General features: G+C 68.9%; 18 protein-coding genes. 8 read left to right on the forward strand and 10 right to left on the reverse strand.

The features are described from left to right. The first annotated feature begins 1 nt into the window (after position 1). The gene (locus tag ACYQ78_RS18645; protein ID WP_459802115.1) at positions 2-1147 is read left to right on the forward strand and encodes an MFS transporter; all 1146 of its coding nucleotides are present in this window, start codon (positions 2-4) and stop codon (positions 1145-1147) included. On the opposite strand, the gene ACYQ78_RS18650 is transcribed toward ACYQ78_RS18645, so the two are convergent. The 4 genes from ACYQ78_RS18650 to ACYQ78_RS18665 all read right to left on the reverse strand — a co-directional run bounded on the left by ACYQ78_RS18650 (position 1108) and on the right by ACYQ78_RS18665 (position 5399). Further along, positions 1108-1962: a carbohydrate ABC transporter permease gene (locus ACYQ78_RS18650; protein ID WP_459802116.1), complete on the reverse strand. Its 855-nt coding sequence runs from the start codon at positions 1960-1962 to the stop codon at positions 1108-1110. The genes ACYQ78_RS18645 and ACYQ78_RS18650 overlap by 40 nt on opposite strands. Next, entirely contained in the window at positions 1962-2987 is a 1026-nt protein-coding gene (locus ACYQ78_RS18655; protein WP_459802117.1) for a carbohydrate ABC transporter permease, read from the reverse strand. Before ACYQ78_RS18655 ends, ACYQ78_RS18650 begins: the two co-directional genes overlap by 1 nt. Positions 2988-3061: 74 nt before the next feature. Continuing rightward, on the reverse strand, positions 3062-4330 hold the full coding sequence (locus ACYQ78_RS18660) for a sugar ABC transporter substrate-binding protein (protein ID WP_459802118.1): 1269 nt from the start codon (positions 4328-4330) through the stop codon (positions 3062-3064). A gap of 37 nt (positions 4331-4367) precedes the next feature. Next, positions 4368-5399 carry a LacI family DNA-binding transcriptional regulator gene (locus ACYQ78_RS18665; protein ID WP_459802119.1) on the reverse strand — a complete coding sequence of 344 codons (1032 nt, stop codon included), beginning with the start codon at positions 5397-5399 and terminating at the stop codon, positions 4368-4370. 134 nt (positions 5400-5533) lie between these two features. Between ACYQ78_RS18665 and ACYQ78_RS18670 the strand changes: the two genes are divergently transcribed. Further along, complete coding sequence (locus ACYQ78_RS18670) at positions 5534-7591, forward strand: amylo-alpha-1,6-glucosidase (protein WP_459802120.1); 2058 nt, start codon at positions 5534-5536, stop codon at positions 7589-7591. 56 nt (positions 7592-7647) lie between these two features. After that, a complete protein-coding gene (locus tag ACYQ78_RS18675) occupies positions 7648-8181 on the forward strand; it encodes a hypothetical protein (protein ID WP_459802121.1) in 534 nt (177 codons plus the stop codon). Here the strand turns inward: ACYQ78_RS18675 and ACYQ78_RS18680 are convergent. Then, the gene (locus ACYQ78_RS18680) at positions 8178-8987 is read right to left on the reverse strand and encodes a PIG-L family deacetylase (protein WP_459802122.1); all 810 of its coding nucleotides are present in this window, start codon (positions 8985-8987) and stop codon (positions 8178-8180) included. The genes ACYQ78_RS18675 and ACYQ78_RS18680 overlap by 4 nt on opposite strands. Before the next feature lie 154 nt (positions 8988-9141). Here ACYQ78_RS18680 and ACYQ78_RS18685 point away from each other — a divergent pair, with 154 nt between their 5' ends. After that, positions 9142-9882 (forward strand): hypothetical protein, encoded by a 741-nt coding sequence (locus ACYQ78_RS18685; RefSeq protein ID WP_459802123.1) that lies wholly within the window; start codon positions 9142-9144, stop codon positions 9880-9882. A gap of 74 nt (positions 9883-9956) precedes the next feature. Continuing rightward, on the forward strand, positions 9957-10484 hold the full coding sequence (locus ACYQ78_RS18690) for a DUF6461 domain-containing protein (RefSeq protein ID WP_459802124.1): 528 nt from the start codon (positions 9957-9959) through the stop codon (positions 10482-10484). Here ACYQ78_RS18690 and ACYQ78_RS18695 read toward each other — a convergent pair. The 3 genes from ACYQ78_RS18695 to ACYQ78_RS18705 all read right to left on the reverse strand — a co-directional run bounded on the left by ACYQ78_RS18695 (position 10481) and on the right by ACYQ78_RS18705 (position 13790). Next, on the reverse strand, positions 10481-12112 hold the full coding sequence (locus ACYQ78_RS18695; protein WP_459802125.1) for a solute symporter family protein: 1632 nt from the start codon (positions 12110-12112) through the stop codon (positions 10481-10483). The two genes, ACYQ78_RS18690 and ACYQ78_RS18695, sit on opposite strands and share 4 nt — an antisense overlap. Further along, positions 12109-12486: a DUF485 domain-containing protein gene (locus tag ACYQ78_RS18700; protein WP_459802126.1), complete on the reverse strand. Its 378-nt coding sequence runs from the start codon at positions 12484-12486 to the stop codon at positions 12109-12111. Before ACYQ78_RS18700 ends, ACYQ78_RS18695 begins: the two co-directional genes overlap by 4 nt. A gap of 74 nt (positions 12487-12560) precedes the next feature. Then, entirely contained in the window at positions 12561-13790 is a 1230-nt protein-coding gene (locus ACYQ78_RS18705; RefSeq protein WP_459802127.1) for an amidohydrolase family protein, read from the reverse strand. Between the two features lie 130 nt (positions 13791-13920). Between ACYQ78_RS18705 and ACYQ78_RS18710 the strand changes: the two genes are divergently transcribed. The 3 genes from ACYQ78_RS18710 to ACYQ78_RS18720 are packed head-to-tail and all read left to right on the forward strand — an operon-like array spanning position 13921 to position 15793. Continuing rightward, a complete protein-coding gene (locus tag ACYQ78_RS18710; protein ID WP_459802128.1) occupies positions 13921-14244 on the forward strand; it encodes a YciI family protein in 324 nt (107 codons plus the stop codon). Next, complete coding sequence (locus tag ACYQ78_RS18715) at positions 14244-14567, forward strand: YciI family protein (RefSeq protein WP_459802129.1); 324 nt, start codon at positions 14244-14246, stop codon at positions 14565-14567. Before ACYQ78_RS18710 ends, ACYQ78_RS18715 begins: the two co-directional genes overlap by 1 nt. Next, positions 14564-15793 (forward strand): RNA polymerase sigma factor, encoded by a 1230-nt coding sequence (locus ACYQ78_RS18720; RefSeq protein WP_459802130.1) that lies wholly within the window; start codon positions 14564-14566, stop codon positions 15791-15793. Before ACYQ78_RS18715 ends, ACYQ78_RS18720 begins: the two co-directional genes overlap by 4 nt. On the opposite strand, the gene ACYQ78_RS18725 is transcribed toward ACYQ78_RS18720, so the two are convergent. After that, positions 15790-16653: an NAD(+)/NADH kinase gene (locus ACYQ78_RS18725; protein ID WP_459802131.1), complete on the reverse strand. Its 864-nt coding sequence runs from the start codon at positions 16651-16653 to the stop codon at positions 15790-15792. The two genes, ACYQ78_RS18720 and ACYQ78_RS18725, sit on opposite strands and share 4 nt — an antisense overlap. Next, positions 16607-19813 carry a tetratricopeptide repeat protein gene (locus ACYQ78_RS18730; protein ID WP_459802132.1) on the reverse strand — a complete coding sequence of 1069 codons (3207 nt, stop codon included), beginning with the start codon at positions 19811-19813 and terminating at the stop codon, positions 16607-16609. The genes ACYQ78_RS18725 and ACYQ78_RS18730 overlap by 47 nt, the downstream gene beginning before the upstream one ends. Positions 19814-19935: the final 122 nt, after the last annotated feature.

A 19935-nucleotide genomic window follows, 5' to 3' on the forward strand; every position in this document is an offset into this window, starting at 1 on the left:
GATGCGCTCTTCCGTTCTTCTCTCCTACGCGACGTTCGTGCTCGTCGGGATCGGCGCCGCCGTCGGCGGCGTGCTGTTACCCGCGCAGATCGCCGACTACGACGTCGACAAGGCCCTGATCGGGCTGATCTTCTTCACCTCGTCGGCGGGCTTCCTGTTCGCCGGGCTCACCAACGGCGCGCTCATCGAGAGACTCGGCCTGCGGCTGGCGCTCGTCGCGGGCGCCGGAACCTTCGTCCTCGCCGCCGTGGTCACGGCCGCCCGGCCGCCGTTCTGGGTGTTCGTCGCCGTCCAAGGTCTGGTCGGTTACGGCACGGGCGTGCTCGAATCGGTGCTGAACGTGCACCTGGCGGCGCTGCCGAACGCGGCCACCCTGCTCAACCGGCTGCACGCCTTCTTCGGCGTCGGCGCGCTGGCCGGCCCGGTGATCGCCGCCTGGACGCTCACCTACGCCTCCTGGACCGCCGTCTGGTGGGGGCTGGCCCTGGTGACCGCCCTCATGGCGATCCCCTTCTTCACAAGGTTCCCGAAGAAGGTCGTACAGGAGGAGAAAGAAGAAAAGCAAAGGCTGACCAGCGCACTCAGGAATCGGTACGTCCTGCTCGCGTCGGCCTTCCTCACCGTCTACCTGGGCGTGGAGATCGGGGTGGGCAACTGGGCCTACTCCTACCTGCGCGAGGTCGACCTGGAGAGCCACCTCATCGCCGGGTACGCGGTGAGCGGCTACTGGGCCGGGCTCACGGCAGGCCGCTTCGTGATCAGTCCGATCGCGGCGAAGATCGGCCTCACTCCGGCGCGGGCCACGCTCTGGTGCTGCGCCGGGGTCGCGGCCACCACGGTCCTGATCTGGCTCGGCATCGTGCCGATCGCCGGGTTCGTGCTGCTCGGGTTCTTCCTCGGGCCGCTGTTCCCCACGACGATGGCGATGCTGCCCGACCTGCTGCCCGCGCGGCTCGTTCCGACCGCGATCGGGGTGCTGAACGGCGGTTCGGTGATCGGCGGGTCGGCGCTGCCGTGGCTGGCCGGGGCGCTGGGCCAGGGGGTCGGCATGTGGGCGCTGATGCCCTTCGCCCTCACGCTGGCCCTGGCCCAGCTCGCCCTCTGGTTCTACTTGTCGACCCCCTCGTTGGCCCCGCGCACGAAGTAGCGCTGGAACACCACGAAGATGATGGCCACCGGGATCGTGGCGAGCACCGCCGCGCCCAGTTTGAGCGGATATTGGTTCCCCGATCCCAGTGAGCCGCTGACCAGCACCGCCAGCCCTCGGGGGAGGGTGTAGAGGTCGGGCGACTGCACCGACACCAGGCTGTGCGGGAGCTCGTTCCACGAACTCTGGAACGAGATGATCGTCAGCGTGATCAGCGCGGGGCGGCCCATCGGGAGCACGACCGACCAGAAGATCCGCCACGGCCCGGCCCCGTCGATCCGGGCCGCCTCCTCGACGCTGCGCGGGATCGACTCGAAGAACTGCTTCATGATGAACACGCCGCCCGCGTCGGCGATGATCGGCAGGATCAGGGCCGTGTACGTGTCGTACATCCCGAACTGCTTCAGAACCAGGAACTTCGGGATGAACAGCACCACGCCCGGCACCGCCAGAATGGCGATCACGGCCGAGAACAGCGCCTTGCGGCCCTTGAAGCGCAGCCGCGCCAGCGCGTAACCGGCCATCGAGTCGAGCAGCACCCGGCCCAGCGTGATCGCGACCGTCACGACCAGCGAGTTGCCCAGCCAGAGCGGCATGTCCGTGCTGAGGAACACCTTGTGGTAGGCGTCGGTGGTGAACGGGTCGGGGAACGGGTTGAGCGGGTTGAGCGCCGCGTTCGGCTCGGTCTTGAACGAGGCCGAGAGCTGGATGACGAACGGGTAGATGAAGACCAGCGCGAAGAAGACGAGGATGAAGTAGCCGACGAACCTCGACGCCAGAGTGCGCGCGCCGTGGTCGGCGCGGACCGTCGCCATCACGCGTTCCTTTCCCGCAGCATCCACCGCTGCACGATGGTGAACAGCACGATGATCGCGAACAGCACGAACGAGATGGCCGTTCCGGTGCCGTACTCGAAGTTGTCGAACGCCTGGGTGTACGACAGGTACGCAGGGGTCAGCGTCGTCTTGCCGGGGGCGCCCTGGCTCATCACGTAGACCTGGTCGAAGACCTGCCAGGTCGAGATGATGCCCATGGTCAGCACCAGGAACAGGGTCGGCTTCAGCATCGGGATGGTGACGTACCAGAGCCGCTTCCAGCGGCCCGCGCCGTCGAGCATCGAGGCCTCTTCGAGCGTGACCGGGACGTCCTGCAGCGCCGCCAGGAACATCAGCATGAACGTGCCCGAGGTCGTCCAGATGACCAGCAGCATGATCGTCGACATCGCCACCGACGGGCCGGCCAGCCAGTCCCACCAGCTCAGCCCGAACGGGCCGCCGCTGGTCAGGAAGGCGGGCGGGCTGTCGGCGTCGACCAGGCCGACGCCGTCGAGGGCCAGGTGGAGCAGGCCGCGCGGGTCGGCGAACCACTGCGGTCCCGTCACCCCGAACACGGCCAGCAAATTGTTGACCGCGCCGGAGCTGGCGAAGATGAACAGGAACACCACGCTGATCGCGACCGAGCTCGTCACCGACGGGAAGAAGAACGCCGCCCGGAAGAACGACTTGCCCTTCAGCATCCGCGAGTTCACCACCAGCGCCAGCCCGAGGGCCAGGATCGTCTGGATCGGCACCACGATGCCCACGTAGTAGATGTTGTTCCGGACGCTGGTCATGAAGTCCTGGCGGGTCAGGCCGTCTTCGGCGAACAGCTTCGTGTAGTTGTCCAGCCCGACGAACGGGACGGTCGACTTGAACGGGCTGCCCTGGCCGTTCCAGTCGGTCACGCTGACCCACATCGCCATCAGGATGGGCAGCAGCATGAACAGACCCAGGATCAGGATCACCGGGGCGACGAACAACCAGCCCGCGATGTTCTCCCTGGCTTTCGCCGAGAGCCGCATGGGCGGTACCTCCTCTTACGGGGGAGACCCGCGCCCGGCACCATCCCCGAAGGTGCCGGACGCGGACGTCTTGCCTAGTTGCTGGCGAGCGCGGCTTCGGTGTTCTTCTGCACCCGCGCGAGGAGGGTCTTCGGGTCCATGGAGGACAGGCCCTGGATGCCGGTGTCGAAGTCGGCCAGCACGCTGTCCATCTTCGGAGCGTTCACCGGGCCGTGCGCGTAGTCGGCGCCGTTCACGAAGGGGGCGTCGTTCGGGAACTCGGTGGTGTACGCCTCCTTCGCCGACTGCCGCGAGGGCATGACGCCGAACGCCTTGGCGTAGGCCATCTGCTGGTCGGCGGTGGTCATCGCCTCGACGAAGCTGATGGCCGCCTCCTTGTTCTTCGACTTGGCGGCGATGCCCCAGCAGGTGGTGAACGACAGGGTGCCCTTGCCCGCCGGTCCGGCCGGGAGCTCGTGGACGCTGTACTTCACGTCGGGGTAGTCGTTGGTCATCGCGCCCTTGATCCAGTTGCCCTCGATCGTCATGGCCGCGCTGCCCTTGCCGAACGCCTCGCCGCCCCAGCCCGCGCTGAGCTGCTTGGGGTACTGCGCCGTCTTGTCCTTGACCAGCTTCTGCACGTACGACAGGGCGGTCAGGTTCTCGGGGGAGTCGGCGGTGGCCGTCTTGCCGTCGGGGCTGGTGACCCAGCCGCCCGCCTGCACCATGAACGCGCCCACCCGGTCACGCGTGTCGCCGATGGCCAGCGGGGTGATCTTCTCGGCCTTGAGCTTGTCGCCGACGGCGGTGAGCTGGTCCCACGAGGTGGGGATGTCGGCGTCGGTCAGCCCGGCCTTGCTCCACAGGTCGTCGTTGACGATGAGCGCCAGGGTCGAGAAGTCCTTGGGCGCGCAGTAGAACTTGCCGTCGAAGGTGAAGGTCGTGCGCAGGCTCTCGTAGAAGTCGGCCGAGTTGGTGATCTTGTCACCGTACGGCTCCAGCGCGCCGACGCTGGCGTAGTCGGCGAAGCGGCCGGCGTCGACGTAGAACACGTCGGGCGGGCTGTCGCCCGCGAAGGCCTGGCCGAGTTGCTGGCCGAGGTCCTGGGCCGGGGTGACGGTCGCGGTGTTGCCGGTGGCGGTGCCCCACGCGGTGGCGGCGTCGGTCACGGCCTTGGTCTCGGCGTCGCCGGAGGAGCCGATGAGGACCTGCAGCTGGGCGGGACCGGCCGAGGCCTGCGTCGGCTGCGCGGCCGGCTGGTCGGTCTCCTCGAAACCACTGCCACCGCCACAGGCGGCGGAGGACAACAGGACGGCGCCGGCGGCCGTCGACAGGGCCGCCTTCCGGACGTTGCTGCGCTTCATCGCGTTTCCTTTGTTTCTTTCTCAGGTGGTGACTGGATCAGCCCGACGCGCGGACGACCAGGGAGGGCGGAAGCAGGAGGTACTCCGGAGGCGCCCCCGCGCCTCCGTCGAGCTGGTGGGCCAGCTGCCGCAGGCAGCTCGAGGCCACCTCGCCGATCGGCTGGCGGACACTCGTGAGGCCGATCGCCTTGGCGACCGGGGTGTCGTCGAACCCGACGACGGCGACGGGACGGTGCGGATGCCCGCCCGCGTGCCAGGCCGGGCCGGGGGCGCGCGCCACGTGCAGGGCGCCGAGCGCGAGCGAGTCACTCGCGCAGACCAGAGCGGTGATCTCGGGGTCGTCGTCGAGGAGCCTGCGGGCGGCGTGTTCGCCGGGGGCGACGTCGTCCTCGGTCTCGGTGTACAGACCGGCGGTGCCGAGCCCGACCTCGGCCAGCGCGCGGCGCCAGCCTTCACGCCGGTCGTCGCCGACGCCGGAGCCGCTCGGCCAGCCGAGGAAACCGATCCGGCGGTGGCCGCGCGAGAGCAGGTGGCGGGTGGCGGCGTCGGTGCCGGCGGCGCCGTCGACGTCGACCCACGGGTGGCCCGCGCCCATCGGGTCGCTCCACGGGCGGCCGAACGTGACGAACGGCACGCCGCGCCCGGTCAGCCAGCTCGTGCGCCGGTCGCCGTGGTGGGTGGCCATCAGCACGAAGGCGTCGGGCTCGTGGGCGCCGAGCAGGTCGTCGAAGGCGGCGATCTCGCCGTCGTCGCCGTGGGCGGTGTAGAGCAGCACGCGGTAGCCCTCGGCGGCGGCCGTCTCGGTGAGGCCGTGCAGGAAGCGGTCGCCGACCGAGCCGTTGATGCCGTCCTGCTCGGGGTCGATGCGGGCGGCGATCAGGCGCGACCGGCCGGTGCGCATCTGGCGGGCCGCCAGGTTCACCCGGTAACCGAGCTCCTCGACCACGCCGAGGACCCGGAGGCGGGTCTCCTCACGGACCACCTCGGGGGTGTTCAGAGCGTTGGAGACCGTCTGGCGAGACACTCCCGCGGCACGCGCCACGTCGGCGATCGTCACCTTGTCGGCCATCTGTGCACCTTTCGGGGGGTTGAACGATCAAACCGAAGTAATGCATGATTTGATCGTTCAAGTTAAGGAATTGTTTCGCAATCTGGACCACTGCTCTTGATCTGTCAAGACACAACTTTGTGAAGGACCACCGCGTGCCTGCCGACTCCCCCGCCGCCACCGACGTCCGGTTGCAGCCGCTCCTGCACGACCTGGTCAGCACCGTGATGGCGCCCACGAGCGCGCTCAGCGGGGCCGACGGGCAGATACGGGCGGCCGGTGTGCAGGGCGCGTTCCACGCCGACCGGCGGGTGGTCTCGGAGGCGGTCCTGCTCATCGACGGCCGGGAGACCGAGCCGATCGCGCACGCCGCCGCGGGCCCCGGCCGCAGCCGGTTCACCTCGCTGGCGCGGTGGCTGGGCGACGTCCAGCCCGACCCGGTGGTCCGCGTCGACCGGCTGCGCGAGATCCGCGCCTACGGCATGGCCGAGGAGATCACCATCGCCTCGACCGCCACCATGCCCGTGACGATGACCGTCACGATGCGGGTGAACTGCGACTTCGCCGCCATCGAGACGGTGAAGTCGGGCGTCGCCGCCGAACCGGTGACCCCGGTCGACGGCACGCTCACGTGGGTGTCGGGCGCCGCCACGGTGGCGATGACCGGCGAAGGCGCTGAGGTGCACGACCACGCACTGCGCTGGGAGGTCGCCCTCAAACCCGGCGAGACCAAGTCGTTGTGCTGGCGCGTGATGGTGACCGACCCGGCCGCCGTCGTCGCGCCCCCGTCGGGGGCGGTCGAGTGGTCGGGTGTGGACGTCACCGCGACCGACCGCCGCATCCCGGCCCTGCTGAAGCAGAGCCTCGACGACCTCGCGGGCCTGCGCCTCACCGAGACCGGCCACCCCGCCGACACCTTCCTCGGCGCCGGGGTGCCGTGGTTCCTGACCGTGTTCGGCCGCGACAGCCTGTGGGCCGCCCGCATGCTGCTGCCGCTCGGCACTGACCTGGCGAGGGGCACCCTCCGGGTGCTGGCCCGGCGCCAGGGCGTCGCGCACGACCCGCTGACCGGGGAGGCCCCCGGCAAGATCATGCACGAGCTCCGGAGGGGTGAGTTCGTGGTGCCCGTACACGGAGGCCTGAGGTTGCCGGCCGCCTACTACGGCACGATCGACGCCACGCCACTGTGGATCAGCCTGCTGCACGACGCCTGGCGCTGGGGCCTGCCCGACGGAGACGTCCAGGCCCTGCTGCCCGCCCTGGAGGCGGCCCTGAACTGGCTCGCCACCGACGCCGACCCCGACGGTGACGGCTTCATCGAGTACATCGACTCCAGCGGTCGCGGCCTGGCCAACCAGGGCTGGAAGGACTCCGGCGACTCGGTCAGGTTCCGCGACGGCAGCCTGGCCAACCCGCCCATCGCCCTGGCCGAGGTCCAGGGCTACGCCTACGAGGCCGCCGTCAAGGGCGCCGCGCTCCTGGACGCCTTCGGCCGTCCCGGCGCCGACGCCTGGCGCGCGTACGCCGCCTCGATGGCCACCCGATTCCGCGAGCGCTTCTGGGTCGAGGGCGGCTACCCCGCTCTCGCGCTCGATCGCGACAAGCGGCCGGTCGATGCGCTGACCAGCAACATCGGCCACCTACTCGGGACCGGCATCCTCAACCACGAGGAGTCGGCCCGGGTAGCCACCTTCCTGGCCTCACCCGAGATGTCGGCCGGCTTCGGCCTGCGCACGATGTCGTCGGCCAACCAGGGCTTCAGCCCGCTGTCCTACCACTGCGGCTCGGTCTGGCCCCACGACACCGCGATCGTCATCGCAGGCCTGGCCCGCGACGGCTTCGGCGCCGAGGCCGCCGTGCTGGCCGAGGGGCTGCTCGCGGCGGCCGGTCCGTTCGAGAACCGGCTGCCCGAACTGTTCTCCGGCGACGCCCGCGACGCGGTCGGCCGCCCGGTGCCCTACCCGGCGTCGTGCCGCCCGCAGGCCTGGTCGGCGGCGGCCGCCGTGGTGATCACCCACGCCGCGCTCGGCCTCTATCCGGACGTCCCCGGCGGCACCGTCGAGGTGCGGCCGATGGCCGGGGCGCCGCTCGGCGCGGTGCGCGCTGACGGGTTCGTGGTCGCCGGGACACCGGTGTCCGTATCGGTCGACGTCACCGGCGCGGCACACATTGATCAGTTGCCGGACCGATTCAAGGTGGTAACCGGGAGTTAATCCACCCACCGGACACTGGGCAGTCCTGATCATCGACGCGCCCAGGAGCGTTCCATATGGCCGAGCCGGTGCACCCACCGCGCCCCGCGATGTTCTCCCTCACCGATGCGCGGGACGCGGAGGAGGTCTCGGTCAGGGGCCTGGTGCTCACCGGGTTCCTGCTGGCGGCGCTGGTGACGACGTCGTGGATCCTGCTGACGGTGCCGACCACGCTCACCGAGCAGTGGATCGTCGGCGCCACGGTCACGCTCACCGGCATCGTCGCGTTCTTCGGCCTCTACGCGTCGGTCCGGAAGGTGCGGGTCGCCCTGGCGGGCGCGCTGTTCGTGTCGTGGCTGCTGCTCAACACCTACGCGTTCGTCATCGGCCCGCTCGACGACCGCAAGGAGTTCTGGGACACGCTGCGCACCCTGACCACGGTCGCCGTCGCGTTCTTCTTCGGCTCGGAGACGATCGTGCAGGCCACGAAGGTCTTCCAGGCCGGGAAGATCACCTCGGAGACGATCCGCCGGACCGGGGTCGCGCCCGATCCGGCGGGGGTGCGGGCCGCGCTCAACGTGGACGCCGAGCGCGGCCGCCGCAAGGCCTAACGGAGGCCGTGGAACAGGTCGTCTTCGACCCCGTCGTGAGCCGGGACCGACGAGCTGACCAGCGTGAACGCCTCTTCGGAGAACATGAGGTGCTGCGTGTCGGGCGGCAGGCCCAGGAAGAACGCGCTGTCACCCTGGCTGGCGTGCGCGCCGATCGCCTTGGCCTTGTGCCCGACGTAGGCCGAGGTGTCGATGACCGCGTTCACCTTGTCGTCGGGCGTGCACCACTCTTCGAAGCCCTGCCACTCGCTGACGTCCATTCCGGCCGCGACCATGCCGTCGTAGGCGGCCTGCATCGAGCTGAGCGTGGTCGCGGCGTAGTAGAACTTCGCCGGTACGCCGCTCAGTTCGACCGCCCGCGCCGCCACCCGGTGAGCCTGGATGTGGTCGGGGTGGCCGTAGCCGCCGTTCTCGTCGTAGGTCACCACGACCTGCGGCCGATACTTCCGCATCAGCTCGGCCACCCGTTCGGCCGCCTCGTCGACGGGGACGTTGGCGAACGCGCGCTCGTGGCTGTTGCCGTCCCAGCCGTCCATGCCCGAGTCGCGGTAGCCGAGCGGCTCCACGTCGGAGATGCCCAGATGGGCCGCCGACTCGCGCAACTCGGTGAGGCGCAGTTTCGCCACCGCCTCTTCGTCGTGACCGGGCTGGCCCGGTTTGACCCCGCCGGGCCCATCACCCTGCTCTCCGTTCGTGCACGTGACCAGGACGGTCCGCACCCCCTGGGCGGCATAGTGGGCGAACACCCCGCCGGTGGTCATCACCTCGTCGTCGGGGTGGGCGTGCACGGCCATCAGTGTCAACATCTCGCTACCTCCACGAATTGCTAGAACATCCCGCCCCCATGGGCGATTCCAGTTGCGTCAAGGCACAAATGCATTTGAACTTGCACCGTCCTCGGCGAGTCTCACTCTCCGAACGACAAAACGGACGACCGACCACCCCCGGGGGAAAAACCGAATGACCCGCCCGCTCATCGCCACAGCCGTCGCCGCCCTGGCCGCGAGCACCCTGATCGCCACACCCGCCGCCGCCACCAGCGCGAAGACCCAGACCATCTACGGCTACGCCTGGGCCGACGGATCGAACCATCTGCTCATCACCCCGGCCAAGGCCAAGCTCGTCACCCAGAACGGGATCCGCCGCTACAAACTGACCGCGATATCGGGCGCCAAGGAGCGCCGTATCTTCACCGACGGCGTGCGCTACCGCCGCATCACCACCGCCTGCGACCTCAAGGAGACCGAGGGCCGCATCAGGCAGGACCGCAAGGGCCTGGGCACCACCGACTGCGACGCCCTCGACCTGAAGTTCGTGCTCAGCCTCGGCCCGGCGCCCGTGAAGATCACCATCACGCCGTCGCTGACCACCGTCGCCGAGTTCCTGGCCACCCCGACCAACCCGGTCACCGCCTACGGCTCGATGAAGAGCCTCGACAGCCGCACCGTGATGTTCTACCGCCCCGGCAAGAAGGCCGTGAAGCTGCGCTACACCGCCCTCGGCTTCAACCGGGTGACCCGGAGCTGCTCCGACGGCTGGACCGCGAACGTGCCCAACGAAGAGGCGGGCATCGGCACGAAGGCCTGCAACGCGGCCTCGTTCCGCAAGGCCATCAAGGGCACAGGCCCGGTCAAGGTGAAGGTCTACTACCAGCCGGTGAGCGGTCATCTGTGGGAGGTCTGGGAGGCCCTGGGCGACTGACACATCAAGCCACGCTAACGACCGCCACCGACAGTTCACGGAAATGTCGGTGGCGTCGGGCACACTCCCGGATCATGCTCACCGATCTTCCCGAAGCCGCCTGCTGGACCATCGTCCAGCCCACCGCCGGCCCGATCACCCTCGAAGACCTCGCCGTCCGCTTGGGCGGCACCCCCGAAGACCTCGAATACGAAGAAGACGACGACGCCGACCCGGCCGACTACGAGGCCTTCTTCCAGTTCAGCCAAGAGGGCGATGCCTGGGTCATCTACGAGGACAACGGCTACCAGGGCATCCGGCCCGAGGTGGCGCGGCGGCTCAGCGCCGGCGCCCGGGTGACCAGCCTCTTCTGGAACGTCAACGCCCACTCCGACCTGGTGCACGCCGTCGACGGTTCGATCCTCGTCCACCTCGACCCGGGCTTCCCCGAGAACCGGTCGGGCTCCCAGCCCCACCTCCTCGACGCCGAACTCGCCGACCTGGGTGGCGACGACTGGCAGGAGCAGGCTCTCGCGGCGGTCGAGCGCATCACCGGAATCGCCCCCGACCACCCCGACGAAGGCCCGTGGATGGCGCTCGAAGAGGCGCTGCCCGGGAACTAGGGCGTCGAGCGGGGGCCGTGCGCCCCCGCGCCGGTGAGGGCGCGGATGGAGAGTTCCGAATACCGTCCGGGATCGGCCTTCTCCCTGCTCAGCAGCGTGCCGAGCACCGCGCACAGGAACGCGAACGGGATCGACACCAGGCCCGGGTTCTCCAGCGGGAACACGTGGAAGTCGATCGGCGGCGGCAGCAGGGAACGGGGCCCGCCCGACAGCACCGGCGACAGCGCCACCAGCGCGATCGAGCCCAGCAGTCCGCCGTAGATGCCGCACACCACGCCGGTCGAGTTGAACCGGCGCCAGAACAGCGACAGCACGATCGCCGGGAGGTTCGCGGAGGCCGCCATCGCGAAGGCCAGCGCCACCAGGAACGCCACGTTCATATCGCGTACCAGCACCGCGAGGAACACCGCGAAGACACCGATGACGAAGGCCGAGAACCGGGCCACCGCGACCTCCTGCGACTCCTTCGGCTTGCCGAACATCAGCACGTGCCCGAAGAAGTCGTGCGCCAGCGACGTCGACGACGCCAGCACCAGCCCCGACACCACCGCCAGGATCGTCGCGAACGCCACCGCGCCGATGAACGCGAGCAGGATCTCCCCGCCGACCCTGCCGCCGACCGACTCGCCGACGGCCTGGGCGAGTTGCAGCGCGGCGGTGTTGCCCGAAGGGTCCTGTGCGGTGATGGCCGCCTGTCCGACCAGCGCGGTCGCCCCGAATCCGAGCGCGAGGGTCATCAGGTAGAAGGCGCCGACCAGGCCGATCGCCCAGTTCACCGACGTGCGGGCGGCGCGGGCGTCGGGCACGGTGAAGAAGCGGCCGACGATGTGCGGCAGCCCGGCGGTGCCGAGCACGAGTGCGAGGGCGAGGCTGGCGAAGTCGAGTTTGCCGACGATGCCGTCGGCGTCCTTCGCGTAGCGCTGGCCGGGGTTGAGGAAGGCGCCCGGCCGGCCGCTGCGGGCGTCGGCGGCGCCCAGCATGTCGCTCAGGTTGAAGCCGAACCGGCCGAGCACGAGCACGGTCAGCACGGTCGTGCCCGCCATCAGCAGCACGGCCTTGATGATCTGCACCCAGGTGGTGCCCTTCATACCGCCGTAGCTGACGTAGAAGATCATCATCATGCCGACGGCCAGGATCGTGATGACCTTGGCGGCCTCCGGCGAGATGCCCATGAAGCTCTCGCCCGGATGGATGCCGAGCAGCAGCCCGACCAGCGCGCCCGCCCCGACCATCTGCGCGACCAGGTAGAACACCGACACGGTCACCGTCGAGACGGCGGCGGCGGTGCGCACCCTCGGACGCTTCCCGGCCCGGTAGGACAGCACGTCGGCCATGGTGAACCGGCCCGCGTTGCGCATCAGCTCGACCAGCAGCAGCGTGAGCAGCCAGGCGACCAGGAAGCCGATCGAGTAGAGGAACCCGTCGTAGCCCGACAGCGCGATGATCCCGGCGATGCCGAGGAACGACGCCGCCGACATGTAGTCACCGGCGAGCGCGAGGCCGTTCTGGATCCCCGAGAAGCCCCGGCCCCCGGCGTAGAAGTCGTCGGTGCCCTTGGTGTTGACGCGGGCCCAGATCGTCACCCCGAGGGTGATCACGATGAAGGCGGCGAACAGCCCGATGGTCATCGGCGCGTCCAGTTCTCGATGCGGTGGCGCTCGGCCAGGATGCGGCGTTCCCGCTCGCGTTCGGCCTGGCGCTGGCCGGCCTCGTCGCGGAGCTCGGCCGACAACGGGTCGAGCATCCGGCGGGCGTACCGCGAATAGCGCCAGGCCAGCACGAACGTCGAGACGAACTGCAGCACCCCGAGCAGGAGCGCGACGTTGACGTTCCCGATCGCGGGCAGGGCCATGAAGTCACGGGCGAAGGCCGACAGGGCGATGTAGAGGAAGTACCAGCCGAGGAACGCTCCAACGATGGTCAGCGCGAGCCGCCGGAACCGCGATTTCAGCAGGCGGAACCGCTCATCGGTCGCCAGCCCGGCCAGGTCGTCCGCCTGCACGGGGCCTCCAAGATCTCTTGCGGTGACTTTCCGTACACGAGTCGCTCCGCACCGAGACCTCACCATAAAGGGGCTTACGCCGATTTTCCGGTGAACCCCGGAAAGAGGGTCTCGGACTTCGTCGAGGCGATCACCTCGCCGCCCACGACGACGTGCCTGGGCGGGCTGTGGCGGGTCAGCGCCTCCCGGATCGTGGGGCCGTCGAGGACGACGAGGTCGGCCACGGCGCCCACTCGCAGACCTTCGGACTCGCGGCCGATGACCTTCGCGGCGGTGGTAGTGATCATGTCGTACAGGTCGTCGAGACGGCTCGGGCCGAGGAGGTGGGCGGCGAGGAAGGCGACTTCGAGCAGGTTGTGGCGGCCGAACGGGTAGTAGGCGTCCTCGATGTCGTCCTGGCCGAGCGCGACTGGGATCCCGTCGTCGGTGAGCGGGAGGACGGGGAGGTGCAGGGGGCCGGTGTGCGGGTCGCTGACCAGGCTGAGGCCCGCCCTCTTGATGAGCCCGGACAGTCTGCGCAGATAGGGCTCGGGGTAGAGGGCCATCGCGCGGGCGTGCTGGGCGCTGGCGCGGCCGGTCATGCCCTGGGCGATGAGCTCGGTGGCGAGGGCCTCCGTGGTGCGCAGGCCGGGGTCGCCGGCGTCGTCCACGAGCATCGCGATCCGCTTGCCCGTACGTTTCGCCAGCGCGACCATCCGCCGGACGTGCTCCGTGGCGTCGGCGTCGGTGAACTCGATCCACGGGATCCCGCCGACCACGTCGGCGCCCAGTTCGACCGCCTCCTCGATGAGCGCCTCGGTACCGGGGGCCTTGAGCAGCCCGTCCTGAGGGAAGGCGACGACGCGCACGTCGACCAGGTGGGCGAACTCCGACTTCAGCGTGAGCAGGGCCTTCACCCCGGTCAGCCCGGCCACCGGGTCGACGTCGGCGAACGCCTGCACTGCGCGCACCCCGTGCCGGACCGACTCGACCAGGGCCGAGCGGGCGCGCTCGGTGACGGCCTCCTCGGTCTGGTGGGTCTTCACGGCCGCGGCGCCGTCGATGGCGTCCATCGCCGCGCCCATGGTTCCCGCCGTGTACGAATTGAGCGGCCCCTCACCCGCGAGGTCGAGCGTGTGGACCTTGCAGAGATGGAGGTGGGCGTCGACGAACGGCTCGGTGACCAGGTTGCCCCCGGCGTCGAGGGCGGGGGTGGCGGGGGTCGTACCGGAATCGGGGTTGATCGAGGTGAAGCGGCCCCGCTCGATGGTCAGCGACCACCGCCCGGAGCGGCCGCGAAGTGCGGCGTTGTGCACGGTCAGCATGGGGAGACGTTAACCGCCCGGTAGTAGCGTGCCGAGAGGGAGAAAAAATTTTCTGGTGGCGGGTGTCCATCCGGCCGGGTGCCGTTCGTCGACATCCCGTCAGACCACGAAAACAGAGGGGCGCGAGCTCATGAAGTACATGCTCTTGATCTACAGCGGCGGCGCGGCGGGCGACTTCCAGGCCTGGATGGACTACGACAAGGCGGTCAAGGAGAGCGGCCACTACGTCTCCGGCGAGTCGCTGACCGACATCGCTCAGGCCACCACGCTCAAGGTCACCGACGGCGGCGAGAGGGTCGTCACCGACGGGCCGTTCGCCGAGACGCGTGAGGTGCTCGGCGGCTACTACCTCCTCGACGTCCCCGACAAGGAGACCGCCCTCGACTGGGCCGCCCGCTGCCCCGGCTCCTGGGAGGGCGGCGCGATCGTGCTGCGGGAATGCGAGCAGTTCTGATGAAGTACCTGCTGCTCATCCACGGCGCGAGCGACGAGTGCACCCCCCAGGAGTGGATGGACTACGACAAGTCCCTCCACGACGCCGGCATCTACGTGGCCGGTGCCCCGCTGGCCCCGAACCTGGCCACCACGGTCCGGGTCGCCGACGGCGGCGAGCGGGTCGTCACCGACGGCCCCTACACCGAGGCGCGTGAGGTGCTGGGCGGCTACTACATCGTCGACGTCCCCGACCTCGACGCCGCCACCGACTGGGCCGCCCGCTGTCCCGGCGCCTGGTACGGCGGCAAGCTGGTGGTCAGGCCCATCGCCGATTTCATGTGACCGCCGTGACCGGCGACATCAACGCGTCGGTCGAGGCGATCTTCCGTGAGGAGCGCGGCCGCCTGCTGGCCGCGCTCGTCCGGCGGTTCGGCGACCTCGACCTGGCCGAAGAGGTGACCTCCGAGGCCATCGAGGCCGCCCTCCTCCACTGGCCCGTCGACGGCGTCCCGGCCAGCCCCGGAGCCTGGCTGATGACCACCGCCCGCCGCCGCGCGGTCGACCGCCTGCGCCGCGACAAGACCTACGCCGCCCGGCTGGCCCTGCTCCAGGTCGACGCCGACCGCTCGGGCCCCGCCGTCTACGAGGGCGCCCTGCCCGACGAACGGCTCCGCCTGTTCTTCACCTGCGCCCACCCCGCCCTCCCCGAGGTCGACCGGGGCGCGCTGACCCTGCGCTACCTGGCCGGACTGACGACGGTCGAGGTGGCGCGGGCCTACCTGGTCCCGGTCGAGACCATGGCCAAACGCCTGGTCAGAGCCAAGAAGAAGATCAGCGGCGCACGGATCCCCTTCCGCGTGCCCGAACCCCACGAACTCCCGTCACGCCTTCCGGGCGTGCTCCAGGCGATCTACTCGATCTTCACCGAGGGCTACGCCGCCAGCGCCGGCCCGTCTTTGGTCCGCCACGACCTGGCCGAAGAGGCGCTGCGCCTGGCCCGCATCCTGCACCGCCTGCTGCCCGGGGAACGCGAGGTGACCGGCCTGCTGGCGCTGCTGCTTCTCACCCACGCCCGCCGCGCCGCCCGCACCGGCCCGCAGGGGGAGCTGGTCCTCCTGGAAGACCAGGACCGCTCCCTGTGGGACCGCGCCATGATCGACGAAGGCGAGCCGTTGGTCGTGACCGCCCTGACCGGCGGCCCCCCGGGCCCCTACGGCGTGCAGGCCGCCATCGCCGCACTCCACGACGAAGACCCGACCGACTGGCCCCAGATCGTCGGCCTGTACGACGTCCTGCGGACCCTGACCCCGTCGCCGGTGGTCGACCTCAACCGCGCGGTCGCCGTGGCGATGCGCGACGGCCCGGAAGCGGGCCTGGCCCTGCTCGACGCCCTGGCGGGGGAGCCGCGACTGCGTGGCCTGCACGTCTACCCGGCCGCGCGGGCCGAGTTGCTGCGGCGCCTGGGCCGGTCGGGGGAGGCGGCGGAGGCGTACCGGGAGGCTTTGGAGCTGGCGGCCAGCGAACCCGAACGCGCCTACCTGCGCTCCCGCCTCGACGACGTGCTCTAGTCGACCTCGGCACTCCCGTTGACCCGCAGCTTCCGCCGGGCCCGCTCGTAGAAGGTCGTCGCCCCCAGCCGCACCACCCGCGCCGCCGCCCGCACGGCGGTGACGGTGATCTGATGCCCGGGGGACAGATGCCCGAAGATCGTCCCGTCGACTTCGACCGCGATGTGCCCGCTGGTCGGGAGGACTTCAAGCGTGACCTCTTCGTCCGCCGACAGCACGAGCGCCCGGTTGAACGTGGAGTGCGCCGCCGCCGGAACGACAAGGAACCCTTCGACGTTGGGCGACACGATCGGCCCCCCGGCCGAGAAACTGTAGGCCGTCGACCCGGTCGAGGTCGCCACGATCACCGCATCGGCCGCCAGCCGCACGAACGGATGCCCCGCCACCGACACGGCGACGGCCGCCATCCCGTCGCCGGGGTGCCTGACCAGGGCGATGTCGTTGAACGCCAGTACCTCGCCGTCGGCCGGAAGCCGTGTCTTGACGGCCATGCGCGCCTCGACCTGATGGGCGTGGGCGTCGATGGTCGACAACGCGGGGGGCAGCTCCTCGACGTCGATCTCGGCCAGAAACCCGAGCTTGCCGAGGTTGACCCCGAGCACGGGCGTGGGCCGCCCGGCGATCAGCCGCATGGCCCGCAGCATGGTCCCGTCACCGCCGAGGCTGACCATGAGATCGGATCGCGCGGCGAGTTCGGCGGGCCCGACGGCCTGAGCGGTGCAGTCGATCCGCCCGACCTCTTCGGGCAGCCCAAGGACCGTAACCCCGCGCGCACGGGCCCACTCGATGATCGTGTCAATGGCCTCTTTGGAGTCACGGCGGGGATGCAGCACGAGCCCGACCGTCTTCACCATGCCCATGCGGCCCACTGTAGATCGCGCCCTGACGGGAGGGAAATGCGGCGTCTCGCGTAAGCGCCAGCAGTCGGCGAACGCGGCGGATAAACGGCTCTCTCGCCAACATGCGGAAGACTATCAAACCGACGAACGGCATATCTTCCTCCGAATCTATTCTCGCCAATTTTTTCGCCATACGCAAAAGAAATTCAAATGGCAATAAAGGTGTTTTGTGGTCAGCCAAGATGTGCTCACGTAGCCGTTGGTACTCTCGCTTGGGGTTGGGGTTAAGGATTTCGAGGATCACGATGGTGGTAAACGCGCTTACGGCGTCGCGCGCCTCGTGAATCAAAGGCAGTGAATTGTTGAAATGCTCAACGGCCTTAGCTCTGTCGTTCCTTTGGAGCGCCGTTCGGGCAAGATTGCGAAAAGCGTAACCGCGCTCGGCGGCATGTCCATCCTGGCCGAACACCTCCAAAGCCTCTTCGCTAGCGTGGCCGGATCCGTCGTAGTCTTCGAGATCCTCCAGAATCGCGGCGACGGTCAGGAGGATGGAACCCCGGCGTATCGGAGAGCCCGCACTCTCGTACAACTCCAGTGCGTCGCGATAGGTGGTGACGGCCTGCTGGAGTCGGTTCTCGGCCCTCTCCAGGGCGCCCAGTGCGTTCAAGGTGTTGGCCTGGCCGTGGTGGTTTCCCTGTTTCCGGTAGATGGCGAGCGCGTGGGAGAGCGATTCGCGGGCTTCGTGAGGGCGGTGCCGGCTCAGGACCGTGCCGATGCCGAGATGCGCCTCCGCCTGTCTGACCGGCAGGTCGGCGCCTTCGGCGATCGCCAGGGCCTCCCGATAAGAGCGGGACGCATCGCGCTGTTCCTTCCGGTGTTCGGCGAGCTTGCCGCGATTGATCAGCACGCCCGCCAGGACCGCGTGATCACCGAGCTCCCGGCAGAGGCTTTCCGCTGCCGAGAAGTGCGAACCTGCCTGCTCGGAGTCTCCGCGCTCACTCGCCACTCGGCCGAGAACGTTGAGGGCGCTCGCTTCCATCCCCCGGTCGCCGTGCTTGCGGCTCAGTTTGAGCGCGGAGGCGCCGTATTCGGCCGCCTGCTCCCACAGTTCGTTCGCGCAGGCATGGTTGGCCAGGCCGACCACCACTTTGAGTTCACACGGATCGGAGAGGGTGTGCAGCATCTTCCGCGCTTTCAGGTGATGCGCATGAGCCTCTCCGGTGCGTCCGTTCTCTCCGGCCAGAGTGCCCCACTTCTTGAGGAGGTGGGCTTCGGCGGAAAGATCCTCCGTCCGTTTCGCCAGCTCGATCGCCTCGGTGAAGGTCTGGTTGCACTCCTTCCAGTCACCGTTTCCGGCGTAGAACTCAGCGACTTCGGTCGTCGTCGCGAACTCCAGTTCCGGTTTCTGTAGTTCTCGGTAGATCTTCCTGGCGAGTTCGAGTTTCCGTATTCCGTCGCGCCGCAGCCCTCCCGCTATCTCGGCTTCGGCGAGGATTCTTAGTGTGTGGGCCTGGTTCTCCCGCGAGCCTGTTCGCCGCCAGATTTTGAGTGCTCTGTCGAGTTGGGTCCTGGCCTCTTTGTATTCCTTGTTGAGCACGGCGACGTGACCCAATTGCAGCAGAGCGGCACCTTCCCCCGAATGATCTTCTGCCGCCGCATACCAATTGCGGGCCTGGACCAGCAGCGGTTCCGCCTCAGCGAGGCGGCCCGAGTGGGAGGCGATGCTTCCGGCGACGATCGCGGCTCGGGCGGTCACTCTGGGGAACCGTCCGGCTACCCGTCCGATCTGTTCCGGGCTGGTGATGATCTCGGCGTACTGCCGCATGAGGTCGAGGTTCATCGACCGGGAAGCCTCGGAGAGCAGTTCATGCCAGCGGTCGACCGGGGAGTCGTCGCCCGAGGCGAACCGGTGATAGGCCTCCTCCAGGAAGTCCTCGCGCTTCGCGTGATAGGCGGCCGCGCGCCGGTGTAGTTCCTCCAGGAGGCTCGGCCGCTCTCGTTCGAGATAGGCCAGCAGTGCCCGTCTGACGAGGTCGTGAATGCGCCGGGCCGGAAGCCTGCCTCCCGTGTCGACGACGCGTACGAACGAATAGCGGCAGAAACGCTCGTACCATTCGCCATCCTTGCCGGTGTCGCCGAGCAGGAAGCCCACCGATTCGAACGACACGGTCCGCAGTACCGCCGCCGCGCGGAGCACCTCCTGCTGCCGGTCGGGGAGGCGGGTCACGAACTGCCGGATGATCCACTGATCGGCGGCGAGATTGTCCACGGTCTCGGCGAGCCGGGACACCTCATGGTGCTCCGGGTCAGCGGCGAACCATTCGGCGATCATCGCCGTCCAGACGGGCACTCCTCCACAGAGCGAGTGCACTCTTTTCGCCATGCTCGGATCGGTCAGCCCGTGGGCTCGTAGATAGTCGCCGGTGTCCTCGGAGTCCCATTCGGTCAATTCCACGGAGAAATGGTCGATTCGCTCCGGCAGGGGGAGCTGTTCCCGCCCGGCGAGTACGACGCGGAGATTCGTCCCCGCCGAGAGAAGGCGGGGCAGGACTTTCGTGGTGAACCACGATTCGACGCCCGAGCCCTTTCCATCGGCCTCCTGGCGTTCGTCCAGCAAAGCCAGGTTCTCGCTGCTGTCGATCAGCAGGGCCCGGCGTCTGCCGGACAGGCCCCGGGCGAGCCGGCAGAGGGCCTCCACCATGGCGTCCCGGTAGGCGGCCTCGTGGAGTCCGGACGTGGGCGGCCGGGTGTCGATGGTGATGCTCGACCCGATGATCACGCTGCGTTCGCGGGCCTGGAGGTGGGCGTCGACCGGGGTGGAGGCGCGTACCAGCCCCTTGCGGGACCTGGTCAGAGCACGTGCGAAGCGTCGTCTGGCGTGGTTGCGCCTGATGGGCGCGTACCAGGAGATCACCGCTTCGGCGATCTGCTGGAGGACGAACTCGACCGCGGCATGGGCGGCGCCCTCGGTGGATCCCATGAGGCGGATCTCGTCGAGATCGACGATGACCGGGCGATGGGAGGGTGCCGTGACGTCTCTCAGGTGGCGGAGCAAAGTGGTCTTCCCCTGGCCCGAGACGCCCCAGTAGACCAGTACGCGTTCCGGGACGTCGCCGTTGAATAACCGGTCGAATGCGTCGAGTGCGTCCCTGCGGTCGGTGAAGCGAACACCATTTGTCATGCGATATCCAGAAAGACTCAATGATCAACTGCGCATAAGGCCCTCGGGTACCTTATGCCTCCGCTAGCCTCTTGGGCTGAAGGTCGATTAACATGTCCGATTTGAGGTTATTGTGCGGTTTG

Source organism: Herbidospora sp. RD11066 (genome assembly GCF_054661255.1).

Coding starts and splice junctions, on each gene's coding strand:
- ACYQ78_RS18665 (WP_459802119.1), bottom strand. CDS start 5,399: ATGGCCGACAAGGTGACGATCGCCGACGTGGCGCGTGCCGCGGGAGTG.
- ACYQ78_RS18680 (WP_459802122.1), bottom strand. CDS start 8,987: ATGTTGACACTGATGGCCGTGCACGCCCACCCCGACGACGAGGTGATG.
- ACYQ78_RS18685 (WP_459802123.1), top strand. CDS start 9,142: ATGACCCGCCCGCTCATCGCCACAGCCGTCGCCGCCCTGGCCGCGAGC.
- ACYQ78_RS18660 (WP_459802118.1), bottom strand. CDS start 4,330: ATGAAGCGCAGCAACGTCCGGAAGGCGGCCCTGTCGACGGCCGCCGGC.
- ACYQ78_RS18710 (WP_459802128.1), top strand. CDS start 13,921: ATGAAGTACATGCTCTTGATCTACAGCGGCGGCGCGGCGGGCGACTTC.
- ACYQ78_RS18690 (WP_459802124.1), top strand. CDS start 9,957: ATGCTCACCGATCTTCCCGAAGCCGCCTGCTGGACCATCGTCCAGCCC.
- ACYQ78_RS18715 (WP_459802129.1), top strand. CDS start 14,244: ATGAAGTACCTGCTGCTCATCCACGGCGCGAGCGACGAGTGCACCCCC.
- ACYQ78_RS18705 (WP_459802127.1), bottom strand. CDS start 13,790: ATGCTGACCGTGCACAACGCCGCACTTCGCGGCCGCTCCGGGCGGTGG.
- ACYQ78_RS18655 (WP_459802117.1), bottom strand. CDS start 2,987: ATGCGGCTCTCGGCGAAAGCCAGGGAGAACATCGCGGGCTGGTTGTTC.
- ACYQ78_RS18675 (WP_459802121.1), top strand. CDS start 7,648: ATGGCCGAGCCGGTGCACCCACCGCGCCCCGCGATGTTCTCCCTCACC.
- ACYQ78_RS18650 (WP_459802116.1), bottom strand. CDS start 1,962: ATGGCGACGGTCCGCGCCGACCACGGCGCGCGCACTCTGGCGTCGAGG.
- ACYQ78_RS18695 (WP_459802125.1), bottom strand. CDS start 12,112: ATGACCATCGGGCTGTTCGCCGCCTTCATCGTGATCACCCTCGGGGTG.
- ACYQ78_RS18730 (WP_459802132.1), bottom strand. CDS start 19,813: ATGACAAATGGTGTTCGCTTCACCGACCGCAGGGACGCACTCGACGCA.
- ACYQ78_RS18725 (WP_459802131.1), bottom strand. CDS start 16,653: ATGGGCATGGTGAAGACGGTCGGGCTCGTGCTGCATCCCCGCCGTGAC.
- ACYQ78_RS18645 (WP_459802115.1), top strand. CDS start 2: ATGCGCTCTTCCGTTCTTCTCTCCTACGCGACGTTCGTGCTCGTCGGG.